We start from the raw sequence: 19885 nt of genomic DNA, 5'->3' as shown, positions 1-19885 counted from the left end.
GACACTTTTTTAACACCGGACAAGCTGACAGACCTTGTCCAAACAAAACCCAGCAAATTTAAGAAAAAAGGATGTGAAAAACACCTCTTTCTTATTGATATCATTGCGTTACAAAAACAAAGCCAAAGATCTTGCTGGTGTCGATGGCTAGAAAGGAGGTGATAAAAGGCCCAAGAACAAATACATCAATCTTTTCATAAATCTCTTAATGTTTCTAGGGCTAAAATAAAAAAGACCGACACAATGGCCAGCACTCTTTGAAAGTCAACACTACCATTATACCAAAGAGGATAGAACAATGCTATTGCCGGAAATTGATGAGAAAGCAACTATCAGAGGTTGCAAGCGTAAACTTCGAGAATATCCAAGATGGCGAGAGATAGCACACGATAGCGCTGAACAGAAGATTACACAAGAGTTTACTTTCATGCCAAGAGGTGGCAGTGGTGTAAGTAGACCAGTGGAAAATATCGCAGTTAGGCGTGTCGATGCTATGAACGAGTTAGAAGCCATAGAGCAAGCAGTTAGCGGGCTATATCGTCCAGACTATCGCAGAATACTGATAGAAAAATATCTGGCATACCCTCCGAAACCAAACTGGCAAATCGCCCAAGCAATTGGTTTCGAGAGGACAGCTTTTCAAGAGCTACTTAATAATGCTATCCTAGCATTCGCTGAATTGTATAGAGATGGCAAATTAGTTGTAGAATTTTGAAATGACGGTATTTTGACGGATAAATCACGGTATCTTACAACTGTTTAAAGTGGTATTATTATATTATCGAAGAAAATCAGAGACAGCTCACTTTGTGGGTTGTCTTTTTCAGTATCAGAAAGGAGTTGATGGAAAATGGGATGACCGAAAAACAAATAAAGTTTGCCGATGAGTACATCATCAGCCTAAACGCTACACAAGCGTATAAGAAGGCTTATCCTAGTATTAAGAAGATAAGAACGGCGGAAGTCAATGGTAGTAAGCTACTAAGAAATACTGAGGTCAAGGCTTATATAGACGAACGACTGGAACAGTTAAAGTCGGAACGTGTTGCGGATCAACAAGAGGTCATGGAATTTCTCACTGCCGTAATGCGTGGTGAGGTTGAAGAACCCTTACTTGTCCTAGATGGCGAGGGGGTGCAGCGCATAGCTCAAGCTAAGCCGAATGTTGCCACTCGTAGAGCTGCGGCGGTTGATATCGGTAAGCGTTACAGAATGTGGACAGACAAGGTCGAAGCCGATGTAACGCAAGATATCAATATTAATGTCGGTGAATGGAATGACGATTAATCTTGAAATCAATCCAAGCAGGGTGTTTAATCGACACATCTATGAACATTTGTTTGATTATGACACGTTTACTGAGGTACATTACGGCGGAGCGTCTAGCGGTAAGAGTCACGGGGTCTTCCAGAAGATTGTTCTCAAAGCTCTTAAAAAGTGGGATAAACCCCGTAAGATATTGATATTGCGTAAGGTAGGCTCTACGGTTCGTGACTCGGTGTTTGCGGACGTGCAAGCAGCCTTGTCTTACTTTGGTGTGCTTAATCTATGCAAGGTTAACATGAGCGCATTCCGCATTGAGTTACCAAACGGCGCTGACTTGATTTTCAAAGGGATGGATAACCCAGAGAAAATCAAGTCAATCAAAGGCATTTCAGACGTAGTCATGGAAGAAGCGTCAGAGTTTACGCTTGATGATTACACGCAGCTAACACTTCGCTTGAGGGATAAGGCCCACAAACAGAAACAAATCTATTTGATGTTTAACCCAGTGTCTAAGGCTAACTGGGTATATAATGCGTTTTTTGTGAAGAACCCTAAAAATACAGTGGTCTATCAAACGACGTACAAGGATAATCGCTTTCTGGATGAGTTGACCAAGGAGAATATTGAAGAGCTAGCAAACAGAAACGAAGCCTACTACAAAATCTATGCTCTAGGTGAGTTTGCCACTCTTGACAAGCTAGTATTTCCAAAATATGAAAAGAGATTACTCAACAAGGACGAGCTTAAACAGCTACCGTCCTTTTTTGGTCTTGACTTCGGGTTTACTAACGACCCGACGGCGTTTATGCACGTCAAAATAGACCGAGAGAATAAGCGGCTATATATCCTTGAGGAATATGTCAAGAAGGGCTTGCTTAACAACCAAATAGCAGAAGCTATAACTAGCTTGGGCTATTCAAAAGAGGTGATTATGGCTGATTCAGCAGAGCAGAAATCTATTGCAGAATTGCAAACACTAGGCTTGCGTCGAGCTATTCCGGTAGACAAGGGGAAGGGCTCAGTTCTACAAGGGATTCAGTTCTTGCAGCAATTCGACATCATTGTCGATGAACGATGCGTCAAGACGATTGAGGAATTAGAAAACTATACATGGCAGAAGGACAAGCATACAAACGAGTACATCAACAAGCCGTGCGATAGTTATAACCACTGTATCGATGCGATTAGGTACGCACTGCAAAACCTTATTTTCGTCAAGGATAGGCAGGACGTAGACGCTAAGATTAGGCGTGTTAACAAACTGATAAGGAGATAGAATGACGAACACAACACATAGTACTGACGACATTTTACATGAAGGGCAGTACATTCCTAGATCATACCAATTCGAGCGAGACATGGAACCGACTAGCTTGCAGAAACGCGAAGACTTCCTTCATTTTCCAAAAGAAGCTAATACGCACTTCATGGCTCAGTCAGCGGACGACCTAGTGGACACGTTCCAAGGGCGTGAGAAGTTAGAGAAGATGGTAGCTCAGTTCCAAGACGAACAGATAGACCGCTTGAATATCCTAGAGAGCTACTCAAACGGGAATAACTACACGATTCTAAATGGTCGTAAACGACTAGAACCAGAGAAAGCTGACTACCGTATTAGGCACGACCTGGGCGGACAAGCTAGCCGCTTCTTTACTGGTTACACGGTAGGTCAACCTATTTCAATCGGTGCTACTGACACTAATAGCGACTTGACGGCTATTGACGATTTCAACGCTTACAACGACATTGAAGCCCTTAACCGTGAATTAGTCTATGACGCTTCACGCTTTGGGCGAGCGTTTGAGTTGCATTATTATGACGAGTTTGGCAATCCTGCAGTGGTCTTGATTGACGCAAGAGAGATGTTCACAATCCGCAGTGCAGACGTCCGAAAGGATATCATTGCGGCCGTGCATTGCCCAGTTTACAACGGTGAAATGTTTGTCACGGTCTACACTGACAACAAGATTGTTAGTTATGATCCAAACTGGCAGGAAATCGAACGCAAAGAAAACCCGTTTGGCATGGTTCCAGTGGTTGAGTGGCAGAACAACCGAGAGCGTTCGGGAGATTGGGAGAAAGGCATTCCAATCATTGACGCTTACGACGCAGCAGAGTCGGACACGGCTAACTATATGTCAGACCTTAATGACGCAATGCTTGTTATCAAGGGCGACGTTGAAAGTACGGGTATGAATGCGTCTGACATCATGAAAATGAAACACGCTAACATGCTAGTGCTTGAGAGTGGTGTCGGACACAACGGGCAGCAAACGTCGTTAGATGCTGGCTATATCTACAAGCAATATGATGTCAGCGGTGTTGAAGCGTACAAGTCACGCTTGATTAAAGACTTTTTCCGCATTGTCGGATTGCCAAACTTGCAGGATGATTCGACTTTCTCAGCTACGTCTGGGATTGCTATCCGCTACAAGCTAGTTGACTTGCAGCAAGTTACAGCAGTCAAACGGGGGTTCTTTGTTAAAGCGCTTAGACGACGCTATAAACTGCTTGAGTTGCTATCTAACAACCTCAAAGGTATCGAACCAGTGGACGCTGACATGCTGACATTCACATTCCATGAGAACTTACCAACAGACGTATGGGCTGAGATTCAATCAGCTATCAATTCCGGCATGGAAATCTCACAAGAAACACTTATGGAATCAGCTAGCTTCACAGACGCACGCAAAGAAAAGAGCCGTTTGCTCAAAGAGGGCGGGGCTACTGATCTAGAAGTTAGTCAGATTGTAGGTGTTGAGGATGATGACGAATAATGAACGCTACAATGCTGAACGAAAAGCACAATCAGACCTAATCAAGCGTGACATAGAACGTGACAAGGTATTAAAAGAGCTCTATCAAGCGTCGTATAACCGTATGCAAAGCCAAATAAACGGGTTTTACATGCGATATGCTGACAAAGAGGGGTTAAGCCGTGCCGAAGCTATGAAGCGGGCTAGTGAGTTCGATGTCACTGAGTACAGAGACCGAGCTAGAAAGGCAGTAGTCGAGAAAGATTTCTCACACGGCACTAACCAATGGCTAAGACTGTTTAACCTCAAAATGAAAGTCAGCCGTTTGGAGCTACTCAAAGCAGAATTAAGGCTTGAAATAGCTAGCCTTATATCAGACGTTAACGAAGTCTTCGACGAAGCGCGTGAGAGTGAATATTTAGCCGAATTTAAGCGCCAAGCGGGTATTTTGGGCAATTCTGCCGTCAATGCAGTAAGCCGCATGAGAGCCATCTTAGACGCTGATTTCTACGGACAGAATTTTAGCCGTAGGGTTTGGGGCAGGAACGGACTTCATGCAAGTATGCAGAAGGATGTGTTTAGCTCGCTAGCACGTATCTTCACCGACATGGACGGTTTTAAGCAGGAACGGCAGCGGTTAGCTAAGAAATACAACACAAGCCAAGCCAACGCCCAACGATTACTCAAGACCGAAATAGCTCGCATTAATGCTGATACAGAGTTGATGATGTTGAAGGAGAATGACTTCACGCATTTAATCTATGTCGCTGAAACTGGGGCTTGCGATATCTGTAAGCCTTTGGATAGAAAAGCCATACCGATTAACAAGGCAGAAAAGGGGGTTAACATGTACCCAATGCACCCTAACTGTCGCTGTTCAGCGTATGGACACATCAAAATGGAATATAAAGCCGGTGGCAGCACTCTTGATGAACAAGCTGTTAACGGTGTGTGGGGTGAATAACCCCTTGTCCAGACCGTGCTGAGGACGTTAAAAGCTGCATGAGTTCGTCGAGGTTGGACGTAAAAGCGTAAAGAAAGGAGCCTATCATGGCAGAAAAAGAACTTGAAACAGTTGAGAATCCTCAAGAGGTTGAAGCTAGCCAGCCGGAAAAAGAGGAAAAAATGGTGTCAGTTGCTGAGATGCAGCGTAGACTCAAGCAGATGGAAGAAAAACACACTCTTGAAATTGCTGATATGCAAACCGGTATTCAATCTCAAATCGAGGAAGCCGTTGCTAAAGCTAAAATGAGTGAGGAAGAACTTCAAGAACTGCAACAGAAACAGCGGGATAAAGAATTCGAAGAAGCCCAGAGCACAATTGCAGCACTTCAAGCCCAAATCGCTCAACGTCAAATGCAGGATATCGCCATTAAAGAGCTCGAAGCTCAAGGCGTTCCTGTCAATGAGTCAACGCTTGCGTTTGTCGTCAAAGGCGACGAAGAAGCTACCAAGCTAGCTGTTTCAAACATGGCTAACATTCTAAATTTGCAGAAACGTGAAGAAGCTAAAGCTCTACCACCTCGCACAAGCGGTGGAGAGGAAGGGCGTTCACATCGTGGAAAAGACAAGTTTGATAAAGCCAAAATCACTAATTTCTAATCAAAGAAAGGAGAGCGCATGGCTCAACAAAAATTCAATCCGGACACAGTCCTCTTGTCTGATTCTCTTGGAAAAGAGATTACATCAGAATACATCACTGATCTATTCACTGACGAACTTGTTAAAACTTCAAAAGTCATTCAGCTTGGTCAAAAAGTTGAAATGGAAGGTAAAATGGTCCGCAAGGGCGTAGAAGTTGGTCAATTGACAGACGCTTACTTTGTTGGTGAAGGTCAAAAAATCGGCACTGCAAAAGTACAAACTAAATCTTACGTTCTTGAATCTCGTAAATTGGCGGTTATCTTGCCAGTTACAGAAGAAGTCCTCAACTACACTTGGACTGACTTCTTCGAATCAATCAAGGACAAGATTGTTGATTTGTTCAACAAAAAAATCGACGGGGCTGCGTTCCTTGGTTTGTATAACAACCCATTCGGTGCTAACGTTTTGGCGTCTGCTAAACGCGCTCAAAACATCGTATCTGGTGACATCAACCTCAATAACATCTATGACGTTGAAGATAAATCAGAAAAAGAACCTAACGCATTCGTGGGACACCGCACAATCAACCGTACACTCCGTGGAATTGTGGACAACGTAAACGGTGGTCAACACATCTTCACTAAACCAGCTAACCCTAACGCTATCGGTGAGCTTGACGGTCTTCCATATTCACAACTTCAATTGCAAGACGGGCAAACTTACCCAGCAGGTACATTGATTACTGGTAACTTCAATGGTTTGGTTTACGGTATTCCAAACGGTACTAACTTGCGTCTTAAAATCGCTGATCAAGCTACTTTGTCTAAAGTTCAAAACGATGGCACACTTGATTCTGGTGATGTTCATTTGTTTGAACAAGACATGCAAGCACTCCGTGCTATCTTTGAAATTGCCGTAGCGATTCCAAACGACGAAGCATTTGCAGCTATCCAACCAGTAGGAGTCTAGTCAGGAGGTTTAAATGACCTATAAAACTAAGATTACATTCCGTGACTTGCAAGATAACGAGTATATCTATCAAGCCGGGGAAGTTTACCCACGAGAAGGCTATGAGCCATCTAAAGAGCGTGTGGCAGAAGTTCTTGAAAAAGGCGGTATCGAACAAGTCGAGCCGTCAAAAGAGCTTACAGTCAAAGAGCTCAAAGCAAAACTTGATGAAGCTGGTATCGAGTATGATACCAAAGCAAAGAAAGCAGATTTAGAAGAACTTCTAAAGGCTGCGGAGGGGGTCTAAAATGAACGATATCCAACTTGAGAAGATTAAGCGTCGGTTGGGTATCGACGTTGAAGACGATCTTGAGGATGAATTGATTGAAGACTTAGTAAACGACGCTGAGAGCTATTTCAAGGCGTTAGTCGGAACAACCGAGATTGACAAGAAGTATCATTTCATCATTGAAAATGTTGTTTACAAGCTCTATGGTCGTAAAGGCTCAGAGGGTGTCAAAACCGAAAACGTAGACGGCTATTCAGTCACTTACGAAGATTGGGACGACATGTTCAAGCCTTACAGAAAGATTTTGGATAAAGATTTTGGCCTGGACGGCTCGTTAGCTCGAAAAGGTAAGGTGAAGTTTCTATGAAAACACCGCACCGCATTAGGCTAGTGAAGCAGGGCGCTTCGACTTACAACCCGATAACTGATAAACACGAAGAAAAGGCACAGTCTAGCAAGATTGTGCCTTGTTTGGTTAACTTCATTGACCAACAGCGTGCATTTGAAGCCTATGGGAGTAGGTCCGACGTGGTCATGATATGCCGATTCAGTAAAGAGCAGAAGCCGTTTGACTACGCTCTTTATGGGGGTAAGAAGTATTACCCTATCGAACAGATTGACGCACCGATTAAGGGCGCAATCAGGTTGAAAAGAGGTGAGCTAAATGGCTAATTTCACAATCGAGTGGAGAGGGGACACAGTCCTCGCTGCTGCTTTGAATAAGGCAAGTCAAGGGGTTAGGACACAAGCTCAAACAGCTCTTAAAAACTCAGCTGAGAAAGGCAAGAGCATTTCAAAAGGGCTTGCGCCAGTCGATACTGGTTTCTTGAGAGCCAATATCACCACTAGGCACATGGGCGAAGAATCGCACATCCATTCAGCCGCCTCTTATAGCGGATTTCAAGAGTTTGGAACACGCTATCAGCCCGGTAAGCCGTTTATGCGTCCAATGATGCAACAAATCGAGCCTTATTTCACGGAACAAATCCGAAAAGTAATGGAAGGAGCCTTTAAATGACACCTAACCACGACTTATTCAGAAATCTATTTGCTATTGCTAGTGAGACGCTAGCAACTTACGACTACTTACCCGATTCATCCGCTAGCTATCCTTTCGCTTTCATTGGTGAGAATAGCTCAGCACCTACACTCAATAACGACAATTTTGGAACGATAAGACAAACCGTCCATATCTACGGGACTAGAGTGCAGCGTGCAGAGCTAGACGCCCACTGCCAAGCGTTGGAACAAGCTAGCGAACGAATTAAAGGGTTTGAATACAACTTATTAAAAACTGGTACAGACAAGCAAGTCTTACCGGATAATACAGACGCCCAGCCATTGATCCACATTGTGCTGGATTTTTCATTTACATATACCAAAAAGGAGGAATAAATGGCAGAACTTATTCTTGGGAAAGACCTCATGGTCTTCTTCCGTCGTGTTAAAGACCAAAAAACACAAGACGCTGCTAAAGTACGTTTCCAAACAGAACACACTATCAATGCTGAGAAAGAGGTTGAAACAACCAAAACTAAAGACGGTGTGGTTAACTCAATTTCAGACGGTGAAGTTTCTGGGGAATTCGTATCACTTGCATATCGTGAAGACGGTACTACTACTGAGATGTGGCGTGAAATGCGTAAATGGTTCATCGCAGGCGACAAAGTAGAGTGCTGGCAAGTTGACCTTGCTTCTAAACGTGCGTCTGGTGGAAAAGATGTCTATGACGTTGAATATTACCAAGGCTATCTTAAGAACTTTGAAATTTCAGCACCCGCTGACGACAAAGTGGAGCTTTCTTACGAGATGGCTATTGATGGTAACGGTATTATTTCAACCGACAGCTTGACAGAAGCTCAGAAGAAAGCAGTCGCAAGCGCTCAATACGACTACCACACTCTTGCTAAAGAAGACAGCCTAGTTTCATCTATCTAGTCTAATTGCAGGGGCTTTGTGCCCTTGCTTTTTTTGTATAAAGGAGAAATAAAACATGATTCTATCTATCAACGGACGAGACTTTAATTTGATTTTTGGACTTGCGTTCTTACGTGAGATCAACAAATTGCACTCAGCAGAGCTTGAGGGCATGAAGACTGGTTATGGTGCTATGACATTGATTTCAGCCGGTGTCGCTATCAACGACCCTCTTGCATTCGTGGACATCATCAAAGCTGGCACGATTACAGCACCACAAAAACCAAGTGATGCAGACATTGAAGCCTATCTTGCTGATTTGATTGACAAAGGTAAATACAAGGAGACAATCGACTCTATTATTGACGAGTTAAAAGCGTCATCCCTACTCAAACTCGCAATGAACGTTCAAGAGTAGGGCAAAGTCAACCAGATTATGATTTCAGCTATGACGACGCAATGGCCCTCTTGATTGCAAGGCACGGCATGAGCTACGTAGAAGCTGCCAGGACAACGCTTGTTGAATTTGAGGTGTACAATACCGCCTACGCAATTAAACAAGAGGATATCCGCTTTAACGCAGCAATCCAAGCATGGTATAACCAGACCGTGCAAGCTACCAAAGGCAAGGGCAAGAGTGTTCGCTCAGCTTACAGAACCTTTAATGAGTTTTATGACCATGAAAAAGAGTTCAGTAAGATATTTAAACCAGAGGACACTGCGCCTAGAAGTCGAGCGCTCTCGTTAGCTGATAAGAATAGGATCATCAATCAAACAAAGAAAGGGGGTAGTTAATGGGAGCATCTTTTGACGTTACGGCCATATTACGTGCCAACTCAAGCGACTTCACCAATGGCGTCAATGCTGCCAAGTCTGCCCTTGCTGATTTGAGAAATCAGTCTGGGGGCATGCTTGCTCAAGTTGGTAGCAGTTTAAAGTCAGTCGGTAGTGCCATGCAGTCAGTCGGAGCTGGAATGACCACAGCTTTCACACTGCCGATGGTCGGTGGGTTAACTGCCGTAATCAAAGGTTATGCAGACCTTGAGCAATCGTTAGGTGGTGTTTCTACGTTGTTCAAACAGAATGGTTCAAGCGTCAACACCCTAGCCAGAGACTACGGCATGACCAGACAACAAGCCCAAGCGCTCTATAACACAATGGACCGTGAGGGAACCAACGTTATCGAGAACGCCAACCGAGCCTATAGGACGGCTGGTGTGTCTGCTAACCGATACATGGAGCAGGTAACGTCGTTCTCAGCTACCTTGTTACAAGGTCTAGGCGGTGATACTGCCAAAGCTGCGAAATACGGGGATAAAGCCCTTGTCCAAATGTCAGATAATGCGAACAAGTTCGGTACTAACATGACGGACATTCAAAACGCTTATCAAGGCTTCGCCAAAGACAACTATTCAATGCTGGATAACTTGAAACTTGGTTACGGCGGTACCATGTCCGAAATGGCTCGTTTGGTCAATGAATCTGGTGTCTTAAATGGTGAATTTGAAGCTACGGCTGACAATATCCGTGATATCCCATTCCATACCTTGATTGATGCCATCGGTATTACTCAAGATAGACTTGGAGTAACCGGAACGACTGCGAAAGAAGCAAGTACAACTGTTTCGGGTTCGTTTAATTCCATGAAAGCAGCCGCTGAGAACTTGGTGGCCGGTCTTGGGAACAACGAAGCTAATATCAAGCAACTCATGGAAAACATGAAGCAGACTATCATCACATTTAAAGACAATGTGGTGCGTGTTCTAGGGACTATCTGGGACAATCTGCCAGTGGATGGCTGGGTAAAATGGGCAGCCTTAATCATCGGTACTGTAGGGCCGGTAATATTTGCCCTCGGTTCACTGATAGCGTGGGTTGGGAAAGTCGTTTCTGCAATTAGCACTATCGGAGAGTTCTTAGGAATCTTTTCGACAGCTACGGAAGCGGTAGAAGGATCCTCAATGGCTTTCGAAGGCGGTGAGTCTGTTATGGTTTCATTCGCTTCTACTGTAGAGGGTGTCTCTGCTGCCTCACTTGCTGCGTTCGCTGGGATTGCGTTAGCAGTCGGGATGGTAGTAGCTGCACTTATTGATCTATGGAACAATAGCGAAAGTTTCCGTTCGCAAGTCATTGCAATTTGGGAAACTATCAAGAGCGCAATCACTAACGCCGTTCAAGCCATTGTGTCGTTTGTCATGTCAATTTGGGGTCAGTTGACTTCATTCTGGAACGAAAACCACGCCTTGATTATGCAGACAGCGACAACTTACTGGAATATGTTCAAGGGCATGATTGAGAACGTTATGAACGCTATTCTTCCGGTTGTTCAAACTGGATTGAATTTGCTGATTACACTGTTCTCGACAAGTTGGCAAATGATCACCACAGTTATTTCAACAGTCATCGAGGTTATCTTAAATATCATCAAACTAGGGATGCAGATTCTACAAGGTGACTGGTCCGGAGCGTGGGAAACGCTTAAAACTATCTTGTCCACTGTTTGGGAAGGTATCAAATCCCTTGTTTCAATCGGTATCAATGCTATTGGTCCGATTATCCAAGCGGGGATTCAGTTCATTCTCGCAATCTGGAACGCAGCATGGGCATTGTTAGCTGTTCCATTCCAAGCACTTTGGGCATTGCTTCAATCTATCGCTGGTGGGGCTATGGCTGCTATTAGTGGCGTTATTAGCGCTGGTATTGCTGTGATTCAGTCTATTTGGTCAGCGGCGTGGACGGTTATCCAGACTGTTTTCTCAACGGTTTGGAATACAATCATGTCCATTCTGTCACCTATCATGGCTGGTATCTCAAGCATCATTTCAAGTACCTTGTCAGCTATTCAAGCGATTTGGACCGCTATCTGGACGGGTATTCAAGCTGTTTTAGCTGGTGTATTAGCTGCTATCGTCGGATTGGTTACTGGTAACTTCTCGCAAGTTCAAGCGGCTATTTCGTCAATCATGTCAGCTATTCAAGCCACTATCAGTGCGATTTGGAACGCCATCCTGTCGCTTATCAGCAGTGTACTAAGTGCGATTGCTAGCACTGTATCAAGTACATGGGCATCTATCCAGTCAATCGTTTCAAGTGCTATGAGTTCCGTTCAGAGCATTATCAGCTCAGCTTGGAGTGCTGTTAGATCAGCGGTAAGCAGCGCCATGAGCTCAATTCAGTCAGCTATCACTAGCGGATTTAGTGCCGTGGTATCAGCGGTAACAAGTGCCGGTCAGCGTATCATTTCAGCGGTCCGCTCAGCGTTCAGCGGTGCACTTAGTGCAGCCCGTGGATTCGTTGGACAAGCTGCAAGCGTCGGTTCTCAATTGATTAGCGGTTTCGTTAGCGGGGTTACATCCGCAGCCGGCAAGCTGATTTCGGCAGTTAAAGGCGCGGTAAGTAATGCGATTAATGGAGCTAAAGCCTTGCTTGGTATCAAATCACCATCCCGTGTGTTCCGTCAATTCGGTATCTACACGGATAAAGGTTTCATCATCGGTATCGACAGTAAAGCGGATCAAGTAGCCCGTTCAATGCGCTATATGGCCCAAGGTGCTATCGACGCATTCACTGGTCAAGATATCAACGGAGCTATCACTGATGAGCTTGGTAGCATGGACGGCCAGTTAGGTCGATTAGCAGGGTATGATCCATCTGTTTCATTCAACGGCGGCAAGATGTCAGTTACTCAACAAGCAGCGGACATCGTGCTTAAAATGGGTGATACAACTTACAGAGCATTTACTGAGGACATCACTAACGCTCAATCAATGGAATTAATGCTTGATAACTATTAAGAGAGAAAAGAGGTTTTAGCTAATGCATGATTATGCTTCATTGAAGCGCACGGAATCAACGGTGCTGCAAAGAGCGCCAGTTGATAACATGCGTATCAACGGAACACCAATTGAAGATATCATCCAAGGGTATCGACAACTTACAGTTAAGGGGCGTTCGTTGCTTAACCGTGAAATTTCAACCACTCGAGTTCCTGGGCGCCGTGGTGTTTGGGTGGACAGTGTCAACGATTCAGAGCGTGAGATTGAAGTTAAGTATCAGTTAACTACGGTTACTAGCCAAGTCATGAGGACCTCTTTCCGAGAGCTTAACCGCATTTTGAGAGAGGTAGGGCCTAGCGGTTATCTTGAAGTAACTTTTGATGATGAGCCGGATTTCACTTACTACGCAATATTCAAGGAAGCGGACGAAGTCGAGGAAGATAGGCTTTCAGTCATTAGCAGTTTCGTTTTGCTAGTGCCAGACGGCTATAAAAAACGGGTTCCAGAGCGTTCTAACGACGTTGTTTATCTAACTTACGCTAAGCAGGTAATACCTGAGAAGATTGTAGCCGTGACATCTACAGCGGCAACGGAATTTGAAATTATCAACGGTCAAACCAAGCTATCGTTTAAGGGTAGCTACGCAGCTAATAAGGAAATCGTCATTAAATTCGGTACAGAAGAAGTGACAGCTACTTACGACGGACGTAATATCCTAAGTGAATTACAACGATTTAGCCCGCTTGAGCAGTTTTATGTGAAGGACGGCGACAGATTGACAGGCAAGAATGTAACTATCCGTGAGGTACAGTGGAGGGATGAAAGTCTATGATCTATTTATTCGATAAGGACGAAAAACTTATCAAGATTATTCGCAAACCTGCAATTAAGAAGGCTTTGCAGAAATTCAGTCTTACCACTGAAAACTACATTTCAGACCGCTTGACTGTCGAAATGAAAGCTTTGAAGGATGATGAACTGGCAAAACTGGAATACATGGCTATTCAGTCAATCGACGATACGCATAAATTCCATTACTTCTACATTGCCCAAGGCAATACCAAAGGGGATATCACAACGCTTATTGGTGTTCAGTCTGGCATTGAGGAATTACGCAAGACAGTCGTTTACGACAAACGCCCAACAGACCAACGTGCTAGACCAGTCATCGAATGGCTTTTAACTGGCACAAACTGGTCCCCTCGCTTCGTTGCTGAAACAAACCCAAAGAGCACTAATTTCTATTACATTTCCACATTTGATGCACTGAAAAAAGTGTGCAAAGTGTGGGGCTTAGAAATGCAGTTCTTTGTTGAAATGAACGGCGCTCAGATTGGCGCTAGATACATTGATTTCAAGCGCAAAATAGGTGAAGCAGTCGGTAAGCGTGTTGTCTACGGTCATAACGCCCTTAAAATTCTGCAAGAAGTTGAAAAGACAAACCTATACACCGCCTTGGTTGGTCGTGGTAAAGGGGAACAAGTCAGCTCGGCGGAAGACACCGGCAAAGATGCTGACGGTTACGGACGCAAAATCAACTTCGAGGAAGTTGTCTGGTCAAAAGCCAAAGGGGACCCACTAGACAAGCCCCTTGGTCAGAAATACCTTGAAATTCCAGAAATGACCGCTAAATACGGCATTAAACAACCAGATGGCAAGATGCGCCCAAAGATTGGCTTTGTCGAATTTAGCGAGGAAGAAGACAAGAACGAACTTATCAAGCAGACTTACGATGCTTTGATTGAGTCTTCAAGACCTAAACTGACACTTAAAACGTCAACGGTTTATCTCAAGGGCGTCCAAATTGGTGACACTATCCGAGTGGTCCGACATGACAGACACCTTGATTATGATACACGTATCTTTGAAATCACATTCAACCGCTTAAACAACGAATCTAGCGACATCAAGCTAGGGGACCGAGTTAGCGAGAGCAATGACGCAAAGGTACAGAGTACCGTCGACAAGGCTCTTGACGAGTTTAAAGCTGGTGAGTTCACTGAGTTTGTCAAAAAGTTGCCAGAGTTTATCCCGTCAGCTAATGGTTTTAACCATAATTGGTACACAAGCACTGATCCAACAGAATCTCACCCTGGACAAGTCCTAATCAATGATTCTTGGTACAAACCAGACCCAGAACATGAGGGACACACTATCATGTATCGCTGGACTGGGGAAATGTGGCAAGAGGTACTGAGAACATGGGACGGCACGGGGCTTCAAGACAAAATCAAGAAAGAATTCGAGAAAGTCGCAGCCGACATGGCTAAACAGCAATCAGAACACGACAGAGTGGTTGCTGAAATCACAGCCAAGGCCACTAATGCGGAAACATTAGCCAGTTCAGCTAAATCAACCGCAGAGGACGCTTTTAACCGTCTGAATGATGTTAAGAGCGAAGCTATCGCAGAAGCTCGTTACTTGGACACAGTCGAGCGTGCAGAGACAGAGAAGAAGATTGCTGCATCTAAAAAAGACGCACTATCAGAAGCTGTCAAACTGGTCGATAATGCTAAAAGTACGCTAAACACGGACTTATCAGAGACTGAAAAGAGAGTTGAAGCTCTAAAAGGTTCTATTGGTACATTGTCAAATGACACGTCAGTACAGTTTGCCAAGATAAATAACGCCCTCATTTCAGTAGCTAGCAAGCAAGATGTTGACAAGGTCAGTCAGCGCGTGTCTAATGCTGAGACGGTTTTGACACAGCAAGCAGGGCAGATTTCAGCCAAGGCTAGCAAAGAGGATGTCAACGCTGTTTCTGGTCGTCTAAACAAGGCTGAGAGCTCGTTGACGGTGCAGGCTGGGCAAATCAGCCAGAAAGCCAACAAGCAGGACGTAGACACGCTCACGGGCCGTGTGAATCGTGCTGAAACATCAATCACTCAGCAAGCGGACATGATTGCGTCTAAAGCTAACAAACAAGAACTTGACAACGTCAATAATCGAGTGTTGAACGCTGAAAGTCGCATTACTCAACAAGCTAACGAGATTAGCCAACGAGTGAAGACAAGTGATTTTAACAATGCTACCAAGAGACTTGCGACGGCTGAGAGCTCAATTACTCAGCTAGGAAATAAAATTACTACTGAGATTAGTAGAGTGGACAGCAAGATTCCAACCGATTTCGGAAGTCGTAACTTGATTTTGAAATCAGCAGATTTTGAGAATCTACACCGACAGCCCGGAGGGAGTGGGAATACTACTACTACTACTGACGGGCAAGCATTCCTAATCAAGTCTCACAGCTATTCAAATGATGTTTATGGTGGTATCTCATGGAACATGGCTATTCCAGAGATAAAAGCCGGTGAAACATTCTCGGTGTTAGTTCCGGTTTACATCGACAGCGGGGTAGACATTGATCGTGGCGCTATGATTATCATCAAAAATCACAAAAACAATGACAATCTAGTTGCTTACAATATCCCAACAGACCTCAAAAATGAGTGGTTTGACGTTAAGCTGATTTTCACTGCCGGCAAGGACATCACCCTCGGTGAATGGCCATTCTATATTACAGTTATTAGAAACGGTTATTTGAAAATCAAACCGCCTATGTTGGTCAGAGGAACACTCATCCCCTTGCAGCATACAGTAGCACCAGAGGACACCGAAGCTGAAATCAGCACGGTTAAAACGACGATTACACAGACCGAGCAGGGTGTCAGTCAGCTATCTCAGAAACAATCTGAAACAGATAGCCGCATGACTAACGCTGAAACTACGGTCAATCACTTGGTCGATGAAGTATCATCAAAAGTGTCTAAGACTGATTTTGACAAACTCTCTAAGAGTGTAGCGGCTAATAGCACCGCAATCACTCAGACTGATAATAAAATCAGTTTGAAAGCGGACAGAACAGAAGTCCAAGCTGCCAAGGCTACGGCTGACAGTGCAGTGTCTAAAGGTCAAGAGCTAGAGCGTAAAATCAACCAAACTAACGCAGAATTACGTGTTACAGCCGATTCTATCGCTCAAAAGGTTTCAAGGGTTGACTTTGACAACCTTGGAAATAAAGTCACTAACGCTGAAACACAAATCAGCACGCTAGCTGGCAAGATTGAGACTAAAATCTCTAGGGTTGACCTAGACAGTGCTATTGATAGCAAAGGCTTTTTGAAAGAGTCTGACGTCAATAGACTTGTTGATAACAAAGGTTTTGCGACGGCTACGGCTGTAACAAACCTTATCCAACAGTCTGAGCAAGGGACAACGCAGCTTATTAGCGAGGTCAAGAAGCAGATTCCGTCAATTGACACGCTTTCTGTTGGTGGTGAGAACTTGATCCGTAACTCAGCTTTTCCGGACAGCCTGGACGGCTGGGGCTATTGGGAAGCATCGCAGCCTAACTCGAATTTATCTGTGTCAAGTCATTCATTCTATTACAACGGTTCTAAGCCGTTGTTTTTGCTTTCAACAACAACAACAACAACGCCTAGCGCTACGATGAGATTTCCAGTGAAACGAAATACCACTTATTCCCTTAATGTTTCGATTTTGGCAGGCGGTAACCTAAAGGGGATGGATATCTATTTTCTTGGGCGCAAGTCAAACGAAACTAAAACATTTAGCAAAGTAGTTAACATCAAGCATTTCGATGGTTCGCCATCCACAAGCGGTGTTAAGAAATTTCACTTCACTTTCAACTCCGGCGACTGCGATGAAGGCTTTATCCGTATCGATAATACTGGTACTACCAACGGCAGTCAGTCATTGCTATTCTTCACCGAGCTTGATTGTTACGAGGGAACTATGGACCGCGCTTGGCAACCATCGCCAAAAGATGCAAGTCAAGAGGTGACAGTCAAGTTCAACGAAATCAAGTCAACCGTTGACAGTTTCAGCCGTACCATTGGCGAACATGGGCAGTCTATTTCTCAGATTATCCAAGATGCCAAAGGTACGGTTTGGAAGGTGGAGAACCTAGAGGATAAGTGGGCGTTTAATCTCGGTGTCACTAACAAGCAACTAGACAAGCTGGGCACTGGTCTCGAAGCCACCAAGTCCGAAATGTCCCAGATTGCAGGGTCTTGGGCAGTTAAGAATCTGACAAGGTCCGGTGATGTGCTTAACCAAATTAATCTCAATAAAGACGGCTCAGTTAAAATCGACGGGAAACTGGTTCAAATCACTGGCTCTACCTACATCGAAGATGGTGTTATTAGCTCAGCAAAAATCGGTGAACTTTCAGCAAGCAAAATCACTAGCGGACGCTTAAACGCTTCACTCGTTGATGTCGTTAACCTAAACGCTTCAAGCGTCACAAGCGGTACGTTTACCGGTTTGAACTATCGAGGAGGCAGAATGGAAGGGCTTAACGGATCAATGAGAGTTGACTTAAACCAATCTGAGATTCATTTCTACGACAATGCAACGATTGAATTTCATAACAAAGACAATGCGATCGTTCGACGTAAAGGGACGCACACAGCGTTCGTGCATTTCAACGACACTCCACCAGATGAAGATGAAGGTGTCGGCTCGTTGTTCGCTGCCATAGGCGTCACATCGTCTGGGGATGGAATCAATTCAGCGTCATCCGGCCGTTTCTCTGGGCTTCGAGTGTATCGCGCCGCAAGAGGGTTGGAGCATAATGCAGTTTTCGACCAAGCTGAACTGTATGGTGACAGAATCTTGCTAAAAGACGACTTTTATTTTGATCGTGGGTACTCTTTCCACCCGGCTTCGCTTCCAAAGGGGCGCTGGATAAATGTCACCAATCTAGGATTTGCTGCCGCAGCTCTCGCAAGGGTTTGGCAGCATTTTCTAAATGTAGGCGGAAACGGGAGAGACCCAGCATTTATTAACGCTTTAAAAAATGAGCAAGCCACTTTCGGCAAAATCGCCCATTGGTAAAAGGAGAATTTATGAACGAACAAATCTACACTTCAATGATTCGAGATATCGCAAGTCAGAACGCTAATTTGACTATTGAGAAGGCCGAGTTTAAAGCTCGTTTGCAGGCAACTGTTAGCGAACTTGAGCATTATCAAAATGTACTAGCGTCTGATTCAGACCTTAACGACCTCTTTAATGAGGCAGCGCAGAAAGGAGCGGCTAATGAATAAGTCTAATTTCAGTGTTACATCGAGTTATCTGACCAACCCGACAACAACACGGATTGCCATCCAGTCCAAAGATGGCTCGACGTGGTTGACACGAGACGTTCCAGGAGACCACACAAGCAAGGCGGAAGAAGCTAAAATCCAGCTTATCTTGGACATCTTAGCGACTGAGTTGGACCCAGCTGGAGCGCTAGCACGCTATCAAGCTAAGTCAGAGGAATCTATCAAAGACCTTGACAGTCGCTTGAATTTGGCTGAGAAAGTAGCTGAACAAAGCGAATTGACTCGTAAGATTGCTAACGTGTCCATCCTCAATGCGGTAATGAGTCAGAATATCCAATATGGCACAATCTACAAGCAATATTTGGAATTGTTGCCAGTTGCTAAAGCAGGCGATGCGTTCAACGCTGGGGATATCTTCGCTATCGAAGACCCTAGTCATGAGGAAGTGGACGGAGAAGGCAAGCTGGTACTTATCCAAGTTAACGGGTCTTTTACTTACGAAAATCAACCATTCGCTGATTTTGCAAAGGGTGGCAAGCTCGAAAACAATGGGATTGCCACTGCATGGCTATTCAAACCGAAGGAGGGTTAATGGTACAGAAACCAGACGGCATTTTTGGTGTCTTCGATGTGGTTAGAGACTTCTATGCGCACGGTATCGATGAGCATTTATGGGTGTTCCTGCTCATGATTATCATTTTCAGCGATATCGTTATTGGTGTGTCCAGGGCTTGGGCCGCTCATGAGTTTTCAAGCTCTAAATTTCGTAAAGGGCTAGTCAGTCATACAGCCATGATTACGTTTGTAGCCATCTTCTATCCGTTCGCAGTATTCATGAATTTAGGTGGTGTCCTAGATACATTTATCTTTGCCATGATTGCGGCTTACGGATCTAGTATTTTGGCTAGTCTATCAGCACTAGGGGTGGAAATCCCTTATATCGACAAATACATTAAGAAAAATATCGACAAAGAGAAGTTTTTTCTTAACTCAGAAGAAAAGGAGAAGAATGACAATGATTAATTTTAAACTACGTTTGCAAAACAAAGCTACTCTAGTAGCTCTTATCTCAGCAGTTTTCTTGATGTTGCAACAGTTCGGGCTTGAAATCCCGCACAATATCCAAGAGGGTGTTAATACATTCGTTGTGATTTTGGTAATCTTGGGTATCGTAACTGACCCAACAACTAAGGGTGTGGCAGACAGTGAACGTGCATTAAACTATAACCAACCTCATGAGGACTAGCTTATGGCTAAACTCATGACCTCTATCAACCA

General features: G+C 44.4%; 22 protein-coding genes. All 22 read left to right on the top strand.

Translation table 11 applies throughout. The annotated features are described in order from the left end of the window. The first annotated feature begins 298 nt into the window (after positions 1 to 298). The gene (locus tag HMPREF2867_RS02785; protein WP_070575622.1) at positions 299 to 715 is read left to right on the top strand and encodes an ArpU family phage packaging/lysis transcriptional regulator; all 417 of its coding nucleotides are present in this window, start codon (positions 299 to 301) and stop codon (positions 713 to 715) included. A gap of 140 nt (positions 716 to 855) precedes the next feature. Next, a complete protein-coding gene (locus tag HMPREF2867_RS02780; protein ID WP_083306743.1) occupies positions 856 to 1287 on the top strand; it encodes a terminase small subunit in 432 nt (143 codons plus the stop codon). After that, positions 1277 to 2542, top strand: coding sequence for a PBSX family phage terminase large subunit (locus HMPREF2867_RS02775; RefSeq protein WP_141750985.1), 1266 nt, complete (start codon positions 1277 to 1279; stop codon positions 2540 to 2542). The genes HMPREF2867_RS02780 and HMPREF2867_RS02775 overlap by 11 nt, the downstream gene beginning before the upstream one ends. 1 nt (position 2543) lies before the next feature. Further along, positions 2544 to 4043 (top strand): phage portal protein, encoded by a 1500-nt coding sequence (locus HMPREF2867_RS02770; protein WP_070575611.1) that lies wholly within the window; start codon positions 2544 to 2546, stop codon positions 4041 to 4043. A gap of 130 nt (positions 4044 to 4173) precedes the next feature. Further along, complete coding sequence (locus HMPREF2867_RS02765) at positions 4174 to 4986, top strand: minor capsid protein (RefSeq protein WP_256263055.1); 813 nt, start codon at positions 4174 to 4176, stop codon at positions 4984 to 4986. An 86-nt stretch (positions 4987 to 5072) separates the two neighbouring features. Beyond that, positions 5073 to 5624: a capsid assembly scaffolding protein Gp46 family protein gene (locus HMPREF2867_RS02760; RefSeq protein ID WP_070575608.1), complete on the top strand. Its 552-nt coding sequence runs from the start codon at positions 5073 to 5075 to the stop codon at positions 5622 to 5624. 18 nt (positions 5625 to 5642) lie between these two features. After that, entirely contained in the window at positions 5643 to 6575 is a 933-nt protein-coding gene (locus tag HMPREF2867_RS02755) for a phage major capsid protein (RefSeq protein ID WP_070575605.1), read from the top strand. A gap of 13 nt (positions 6576 to 6588) precedes the next feature. After that, the gene (locus HMPREF2867_RS02750; RefSeq protein ID WP_070575601.1) at positions 6589 to 6861 is read left to right on the top strand and encodes a HeH/LEM domain-containing protein; all 273 of its coding nucleotides are present in this window, start codon (positions 6589 to 6591) and stop codon (positions 6859 to 6861) included. 1 nt (position 6862) lies between these two features. Then, positions 6863 to 7210, top strand: coding sequence for a phage head-tail connector protein (locus HMPREF2867_RS02745; protein WP_070575598.1), 348 nt, complete (start codon positions 6863 to 6865; stop codon positions 7208 to 7210). Further along, complete coding sequence (locus HMPREF2867_RS02740) at positions 7207 to 7515, top strand: hypothetical protein (RefSeq protein WP_070575594.1); 309 nt, start codon at positions 7207 to 7209, stop codon at positions 7513 to 7515. The genes HMPREF2867_RS02745 and HMPREF2867_RS02740 overlap by 4 nt, the downstream gene beginning before the upstream one ends. After that, complete coding sequence (locus HMPREF2867_RS02735; RefSeq protein ID WP_070575591.1) at positions 7508 to 7861, top strand: HK97-gp10 family putative phage morphogenesis protein; 354 nt, start codon at positions 7508 to 7510, stop codon at positions 7859 to 7861. Before HMPREF2867_RS02740 ends, HMPREF2867_RS02735 begins: the two co-directional genes overlap by 8 nt. Beyond that, positions 7858 to 8238 carry a hypothetical protein gene (locus tag HMPREF2867_RS02730; protein WP_070575588.1) on the top strand — a complete coding sequence of 127 codons (381 nt, stop codon included), beginning with the start codon at positions 7858 to 7860 and terminating at the stop codon, positions 8236 to 8238. Before HMPREF2867_RS02735 ends, HMPREF2867_RS02730 begins: the two co-directional genes overlap by 4 nt. After that, on the top strand, positions 8239 to 8781 hold the full coding sequence (locus HMPREF2867_RS02725; protein ID WP_070575584.1) for a phage major tail protein, TP901-1 family: 543 nt from the start codon (positions 8239 to 8241) through the stop codon (positions 8779 to 8781). It begins immediately after the preceding gene. A gap of 55 nt (positions 8782 to 8836) precedes the next feature. Continuing rightward, positions 8837 to 9178, top strand: a complete 342-nt coding sequence (locus HMPREF2867_RS02720; protein WP_070575581.1) for a tail assembly chaperone — start codon at positions 8837 to 8839, stop codon at positions 9176 to 9178. 68 nt (positions 9179 to 9246) lie between these two features. After that, a complete protein-coding gene (locus tag HMPREF2867_RS02715; RefSeq protein WP_060972288.1) occupies positions 9247 to 9555 on the top strand; it encodes a hypothetical protein in 309 nt (102 codons plus the stop codon). Then, positions 9555 to 12554 (top strand): phage tail protein, encoded by a 3000-nt coding sequence (locus HMPREF2867_RS10860; protein WP_083306741.1) that lies wholly within the window; start codon positions 9555 to 9557, stop codon positions 12552 to 12554. Before HMPREF2867_RS02715 ends, HMPREF2867_RS10860 begins: the two co-directional genes overlap by 1 nt. A gap of 22 nt (positions 12555 to 12576) precedes the next feature. Next, positions 12577 to 13368, top strand: a complete 792-nt coding sequence (locus HMPREF2867_RS02705) for a distal tail protein Dit (protein ID WP_070575576.1) — start codon at positions 12577 to 12579, stop codon at positions 13366 to 13368. Continuing rightward, positions 13365 to 18395 carry a phage tail spike protein gene (locus HMPREF2867_RS02700; RefSeq protein WP_070575573.1) on the top strand — a complete coding sequence of 1677 codons (5031 nt, stop codon included), beginning with the start codon at positions 13365 to 13367 and terminating at the stop codon, positions 18393 to 18395. Before HMPREF2867_RS02705 ends, HMPREF2867_RS02700 begins: the two co-directional genes overlap by 4 nt. An 11-nt stretch (positions 18396 to 18406) precedes the next feature. Further along, complete coding sequence (locus tag HMPREF2867_RS02695; RefSeq protein WP_070575572.1) at positions 18407 to 18607, top strand: hypothetical protein; 201 nt, start codon at positions 18407 to 18409, stop codon at positions 18605 to 18607. Continuing rightward, the gene (locus HMPREF2867_RS02690) at positions 18600 to 19199 is read left to right on the top strand and encodes a hypothetical protein (protein ID WP_070575569.1); all 600 of its coding nucleotides are present in this window, start codon (positions 18600 to 18602) and stop codon (positions 19197 to 19199) included. Before HMPREF2867_RS02695 ends, HMPREF2867_RS02690 begins: the two co-directional genes overlap by 8 nt. Further along, complete coding sequence (locus HMPREF2867_RS02685; protein ID WP_070575567.1) at positions 19199 to 19630, top strand: phage holin family protein; 432 nt, start codon at positions 19199 to 19201, stop codon at positions 19628 to 19630. The genes HMPREF2867_RS02690 and HMPREF2867_RS02685 overlap by 1 nt, the downstream gene beginning before the upstream one ends. Beyond that, entirely contained in the window at positions 19623 to 19853 is a 231-nt protein-coding gene (locus tag HMPREF2867_RS02680; RefSeq protein ID WP_070575565.1) for a phage holin, read from the top strand. Before HMPREF2867_RS02685 ends, HMPREF2867_RS02680 begins: the two co-directional genes overlap by 8 nt. Positions 19854 to 19885 lie beyond the last annotated feature (32 nt).

The sequence above is a fragment of the Streptococcus sp. HMSC064H09 genome (assembly GCF_001812625.1).
In the GTDB taxonomy this organism is placed as follows: Bacteria; Bacillota; Bacilli; order Lactobacillales; family Streptococcaceae; genus Streptococcus.
The sequence above is the reverse complement of the archived record's forward strand: the minus strand, read 5'-3'. Positions and strand labels throughout refer to the sequence as shown.